This is a genomic window from Piscirickettsia salmonis LF-89 = ATCC VR-1361, assembly GCF_000297215.2.
GTDB lineage: Bacteria > Pseudomonadota > Gammaproteobacteria > Piscirickettsiales > Piscirickettsiaceae > Piscirickettsia > Piscirickettsia salmonis.
This window is the reverse complement of record NZ_AMFF02000135.1, coordinates 1-6,226: the sequence shown is the minus strand read 5'-3', so window position 1 is coordinate 6,226 and position 6,226 is coordinate 1. Positions and strand designations below refer to the sequence as shown.

Annotated in this window: 7 protein-coding genes; 4 read left to right on the top strand and 3 right to left on the bottom strand. The window is 41.0% G+C overall.

Features of this window, described 5'->3' with window-relative positions:
• From C200_RS12025 to C200_RS12015, 3 genes are all read right to left on the bottom strand, one after another.
• Positions 1 to 193: IS1/IS1595 family N-terminal zinc-binding domain-containing protein (locus C200_RS12025; RefSeq protein ID WP_033923787.1), on the bottom strand; the 193-nt coding region annotated here is incomplete at its 3' end.
• Between the two features lie 160 nt (positions 194 to 353).
• A complete protein-coding gene (locus tag C200_RS12020) occupies positions 354 to 1,334 on the bottom strand; it encodes an NAD(P)H-quinone oxidoreductase (protein WP_016211462.1) in 981 nt (326 codons plus the stop codon).
• Positions 1,335 to 1,961: 627 nt separating this feature from the next.
• Positions 1,962 to 2,945 (bottom strand): chemotaxis protein, encoded by a 984-nt coding sequence (locus C200_RS12015; RefSeq protein ID WP_016211465.1) that lies wholly within the window; start codon positions 2,943 to 2,945, stop codon positions 1,962 to 1,964.
• Between the two features lie 150 nt (positions 2,946 to 3,095).
• On the opposite strand from C200_RS12015, the gene arsC reads away from it, so the two are divergent.
• The 4 genes from arsC (at position 3,096) to C200_RS11995 (ending at position 6,184) form a co-directional block, all read left to right on the top strand.
• The gene (gene arsC, locus C200_RS12010; protein ID WP_016211464.1) at positions 3,096 to 3,443 is read left to right on the top strand and encodes an arsenate reductase (glutaredoxin); all 348 of its coding nucleotides are present in this window, start codon (positions 3,096 to 3,098) and stop codon (positions 3,441 to 3,443) included.
• The gene (gene wrbA / locus C200_RS12005) at positions 3,443 to 4,042 is read left to right on the top strand and encodes an NAD(P)H:quinone oxidoreductase (RefSeq protein WP_016211458.1); all 600 of its coding nucleotides are present in this window, start codon (positions 3,443 to 3,445) and stop codon (positions 4,040 to 4,042) included. Before arsC ends, wrbA begins: the two co-directional genes overlap by 1 nt.
• A gap of 87 nt (positions 4,043 to 4,129) precedes the next feature.
• A complete protein-coding gene (locus C200_RS14620) occupies positions 4,130 to 5,650 on the top strand; it encodes an RsmB/NOP family class I SAM-dependent RNA methyltransferase (protein ID WP_016211466.1) in 1,521 nt (506 codons plus the stop codon).
• Between the two features lie 69 nt (positions 5,651 to 5,719).
• Positions 5,720 to 6,184 (top strand): copper chaperone PCu(A)C, encoded by a 465-nt coding sequence (locus C200_RS11995; RefSeq protein ID WP_032126753.1) that lies wholly within the window; start codon positions 5,720 to 5,722, stop codon positions 6,182 to 6,184.
• Positions 6,185 to 6,226: the final 42 nt, after the last annotated feature.

The following is a 6,226-nucleotide window of genomic DNA, read 5'->3' as shown; positions in this document are numbered from 1 at the left end:
GTGCGTAAGGTGAGTCAATAATTTTTTCTTTTGTCTCTGGCAAATCACCTGGCCGCTTATAGTTCAGTAGGAATGTATCTTTATCACAGCCTGTATTTTTGCATTTATAACGCTGATTGCCTGAAGCGTTCCTGCCAAATTTAATGACATCATTCTCACTGCATTGTGGGCAATTGACTTCGATATGAGGCATGGATAAATCTCTAAATTATTGTTAACTTGCTTCGAATTATACCATAGCAATCAATAAGATACATCACCAAAAATTTGTCTAGAAAAAGGTTGCCAGATCAGTTTAAAATCTAAAAAGACAGTCTTCACCTCTAAAACTAACGTTATATGCCTCTATATTTTCAGCTTACCTCAAGCACAATTTTACCAATATGCTGACTTGACTCCATCAATTGGTGAGCTTGATTTGCTTGAGCTAAGGGAAAGACTGCTGCAATCACTGGCTTTAATTTATTTGCAGAAAATAATGGCCACACTATATTTTTTATATTCTGTGCAATAGCGGCTTTAATAGGCAAGGGCTGAGGACGCAAAGCATTTCCTGTTAAGGTCAAGCGCTTATATAGTAATTGCTTACAGTCTATTTCAGCTCGTGCACCACCTCTAAATGCAATCATCGCAATACGACCATTTACTGCTGCACAGGTTATATTACGGTTCAGGTATTCGCCTCCCATCATATCCAAAATAACATCAACTCCCTGCTGATCACTAGAGCCTGAAACAATGTCAACAAAGTCCTCTGTCCGGTAATTAATCGCATAATCTGCTCCCAGCGCTTTGCATACCTGGCACTTCTCATCACTGCCTGCCGTCGTATACACTTTAGCACCCAAAGCTTTTGCTAATTGAATGGCTGTAGAACCGATATCGCCTGAGCCACCATGCACTAAAAAGCGTTCGCCTTTTTTTAACTTGGCTAAATCAATCATATTTGACCAAACGGTAAAATAGGTTTCAAGCAAAGATGCAGCGTCTAAGAGTGAAACATTATCAGGAATAGGCAAGCATTGTTCTGCAGGAACATTGACATACTCTGCATAACCACCCCCATTCGTCAGTGCACAGACCCTATCACCGACCTGCCAAGAATTGACATTATCGCCCACCGCCTCAATCACCCCTGACACTTCCAACCCTAAAATAGGTGATGCGTCAGCAGGCACTGGATAAAAGCCTTTGCGTTGAATAATATCAGCACCATTGACCCCAGTTGCTTTGACTTTAATCAATACCTCACTTGCGGTAATTTCTGGAATATCCGTTTGCTGCAATTGTAAAACTTCAGGGCCACCTGACTTGCGACTATCAATATAATTCATGTTCAATGAACTCCTATCAAGACAATATTCAAACCACTTGACCTTGATAAAACTACCATGCTTCCATAACCTTAGAAAGCAAAACAATTAAAATCAGCGATATATTACAACAGTTCTAGGGTGAGCATAGGCAGGATGGTAACGGGGTAGCGCATGGCGTGTTGGAGCAACCGTACACCCTGCTAAAAGAATAAGTGTAAAAAGCGCCATAATTCGCGTGGTTATTTTATCAATAGAGAACCGCTTTACTTGCATAAAACTACCTGCACTTATTTCTATAAACAACAACTTTTCGACTGTGATAATAACGTACGACTTTCTCTCTAGCGCATGATGTAAGATAAGACCGATGTACTACCACTGCCCGCCGTGCTAAACCTGTCCGTTGTACAACAATAGTATTAGCAACCACAGGCGTTATCATAGCGCTTAAACTTAAAACAAAAGCCCAAAAACAATAAATTCTATGTATTATCACGCTCTAACCTAATACCATCATTCAGTCTAAATTATAAATTATAGAGCTAATATACCAAGTAAACAGTTATCGTGCTGACAAGACTAAGTAATTTTTAAATAAAGCTTAGAGAAGGTTTAAGCTGTATTATATCTATAAGAAAGTTAATGTTAACTTTTTAAGGCTGGAGCAAGATGATCACGCTTAGGAACATCCTCACCTAAACGTTTATGAATCAGATCAATCAGCAATGTTGCCACCTCATTGGGACTGGTTTTCGGTACAAACGCATCGCAACCAACACGGTTCGCCATTTCCTGATTAAAAACACCTGAAATGGATGTATTCAACACAATATGCAGATCTTTTAAATATTGATCTTCTCTACAACGCTTAGTCAGTGTATAGCCATCCATATTCGGCATTTCTGCATCTGTAATCAAAGCCAGGTAATCCTCTTTAAAATTTTTATTTTCGCGTGAGATTTTATAAAGCATCTCATAGGCTTCTGCACCATCTTTAGCAACGTTAATATTCACACCAACCTGCGTTAAAATTCGGTGCAAATGCTGGCGAGCCACACTCGAATCATCCACCATAAAGACCGTAAAGCGTTTTGCCTTATCCGCCAGCCCTTCCTCTTCAAGAATCTCTTCATCAATCGTTACATTCGGCGGAATAATCTCAGCTAAAATTTTCTCAATATCAATAATTTCAATAATTTCATCACTTTGAAAGCGTGTAACTGCGGTTAAATAATGATTACTCCCCAGCCCTCCAGCAGGTGATTCAATTTTATCCCAGGAGGTATTAATAATGCGATTGACTGACTTAACTAAAAATCCCTGCACATTTTGATTATATTCAGTAATGATGAGCACACCCTCTTCAGGATTAATAAGCGGCTTGTTATGTAACATTAAATCAATATCAATCACCGCCAATGACTTGTGCCCACGCACATGAGCAACACCAATAACAGCAGAATGACGACCAGGAGTACGAGTGAGTTTAGGACAATGAATCACCTCACGTACTTTAAATACGTTTGTGGCATATGCTTGCTTACCTTGCAAGCTAAATAACAAAAGCTCTAAGCGGTTTTTCCCTGCAAGCTGTGTACGCTGGTCAACACCTGCAAGTAAGTCACTCATAACAATAATCCACGATGATTGATCCCTTAAGCTAAAGTATAGCTGACTATGATTAAAATCATCACTAGCAATGCTTGCCCGTTAGCAAAAAGGGCTGCTATGATAACCCACATCATGTATTAACATATAGAAAACACCAATAGCAATACCATGACTACAATCACTATTTATCACAATCCGCGTTGCAGTAAATCACGTGCCGCACTCGCTATTCTCAAAGAGAAAGGCCACACAGCCAATATTATTGAATATCTAAAACAAGGTGTAAGCGAGCAAGAAATTCAACAATTATTAAACCAGCTTGATTTATCCATTGCTGATATTCTCCGTCAAAATGAAGACTATTATAAAACCCATAAGCTAAATACAATCATCGATGAGAAGAGCCTGATTAATCATTTAATCCAAGCACCTAAATTGCTACAACGCCCCATTGTCATTTACAATAATAAAGCCATTATTGCTCGCCCACCTGAACGCGTATTGGAGATTCTCTGATGGATTATATTCTAGTGCTCTACTACAGCCGCCACGGTGCAACCGCTAACCTAGCCCGCGAGATTGCTCGAGGAGTTGAGAAAGTCGCAAGCATTGAAGCGCGCTTGCGCACAGTGCCTGAGGTTTCAGCCACCTGTGAGGCCACCGAAGCGGCTGTTCCTAGACAAGGCGCACCGTATGTCACCCTAGATGATCTTAAACACTGTCAGGGTATCGCTTTAGGTAGCCCTACACGTTTTGGTAATATGGCAGCGCCATTAAAATATTTTCTTGATCAAACCACAGAACTTTGGTTACAAGGGACACTCATTGATAAACCTGCCGCTGTCTTTACCTCAACCAGTTCAATGCATGGTGGCCAAGAAAGCACCTTGCTGTCGATGATGTTGCCTCTTCTTCATCATGGCGCCTGTTTACTCGGTATCCCCTATGCAGAGCCTGCGTTAACGACAACCACAACAGGTGGCACTCCTTATGGTGCATCTCACCTCAGCACGGCTAACAATAATCAGCTCTCTGAGGATGAAATAGCCCTTTGTCACGCGCTGGGTCAACGATTGGCAAATACCGCATTAAAACTTCGTCCATCTGCACTCTAATCAATTTAACCTTAGCGCAGCTCTCTTTAATAAAGTATTTTAATTTGCTACCATGCCTTTTTTCTATGTCCCTAAAGGCGCAAAGGCATGACAGCATCACCAACTTCAACACTGAGTTTTTTCGAACGTTACCACACGATCATCGATGATGTTGATACATTTTTAAATACACTCGCAACACCATTACCGCTATGTCTTTGGTCGAATGATTTACGTATAAACAGCAATGATTTTGCCGCACTGCTTGATGATGAGCAGATTCATTACCAACGTATCCCTTGGACATCGAATGGCTTTCGCATCCTCAATCAACAAACAATGGGGCGGCACTGGAGCTATATCGCGGGCCTTTGCCATATTCAAGAGGAAGTCTCCATGCTGCCTGCATCTATCCTCAAGCCTCAAGCGCAAGAGATTATACTTGATTTATGTGCCGCCCCTGGTGGCAAAACCATGCAAATGGCCATCCAGATGCAAAACAGCGGTACTGTGTTTGCCAATGATATCAGCCATCAACGCCTGCGTATTTTAAGTTCACATGCGCAACGCCTCGGCCTTGTTAATATTACCAGCATCACTCATCATGCCAATCGCATTCCCTCAACTCACAATATATTTGATCGTATCTTAGCTGATGTTCCTTGTTCTTGCGAAGGTACTTTACGTAAGAATCCCAACGTAGTGCAGCAACTCACAATAAAAAAACTACAAGCTCAAGCCAAACAGCAACAAGCCATACTACGCCGTGCCATACAGTTATGCAAGCCGGGTGGGTCTATTTTATATTCCACTTGCACCTATGCTCCTGAGGAAAATGAAGCTGTACTTAACGCCGTGCTGCAAGAATTTAATCAAGACAATCACTCATATTTACGTATTCTACCTATTCATATACCGTTTTTTAAAACCACTCCTGCCCTCACTCATTGGCAAGGCCAAGAATATCACCCCGAAATTAGCAACGCGGTTCGTATTTGGCCTCACCATAATAATACGGGTGGCTTTTTTATTGCTCTCATGCAAAAACAAGATCAAATGCAAACTCAAGCTCGCCTAAAACCACCGGCAAAACCCACAAGCCAAGCGGTAATAACAACAAGCAAGCAAATTCAGCCTCAAGAGCAGCAGCAATTTCTCCAGGCGTTAAACTTACGCTTTGGCATTAATTCACAAGCTCTTAAACAGTATCACTGGCGGCAACACAATCAGCACATTCGCCTAAATAGTTCAGCACACTCAACTGAGTTTAATCCTATTATTAAAGCCGGCTTACCTCTTATTCATACCCATGGCCATCACCCTAAAGTCACCTCTGCAGGTGCTCTGTTTTTAGGGCCATTCGCTCAAAAAAATAAAGTCAGCCTCACCACAGAACAACGTGAACTTTATTTAAAACGCCAAGCAATCTGCCTGGATCAAGACCAAATTAAGCAACTATTACCTGGAGCGGTTTTTGTTGACTATAAAAATCACACCATCGGCTTAGGGCACTATCGCAGGCTACAAGGTAACAAGAAGGAAGCCAATAATACACAAGAACGTCATCAGCTCGAAAGTTTACTACCCAAACGTTGGGCAAAAGCATCTGCACTTGACCAACCTGAATAGTTTCGCCTACACCTTAAATGTACTCTTTCTAACATTATCTAAAATTAGGGTTATACATTAAGGCTTAATATGCGACGATTAGCGATAATTTTATTAACATATACACTGAGTTTTCTATTACTTTTATGCTCATTGACAAGTTTTGCAAGCGCCTTAAAAGCAAAACCTCCTGAACTCAGCATTGATACGGCAAGGATCGTTCACCAAAAGCAAACAAATACGCTTGAAGTCTATATGAACTTAACCAACCATAGTCTCAAATACCCAGTGACAATTATCGGTGTTTTTTCACCCGCCAGCAAACGTGCGAAACTTAACCGCTTCAGTTTCCATCAAGGCAACTATATAAAACGCCACACTCAGAAAATCACCATTCACCCGAACAGTCATAGTGATTTTCGTCCTGGCAGTGTGCACATTGAGTTGCAAGAACCAATAAAAAATTTCGCATTGGGGGAGATGATTCCAGTCCATTTAATCCTCGCAAATGGCCAATCAGTCAAAGTAAATGCAATTGTCGAAAAAGCAGCTTAGACTGAGTCAAAATAATAAAAAACAGTTATAGCGCTGGATTAA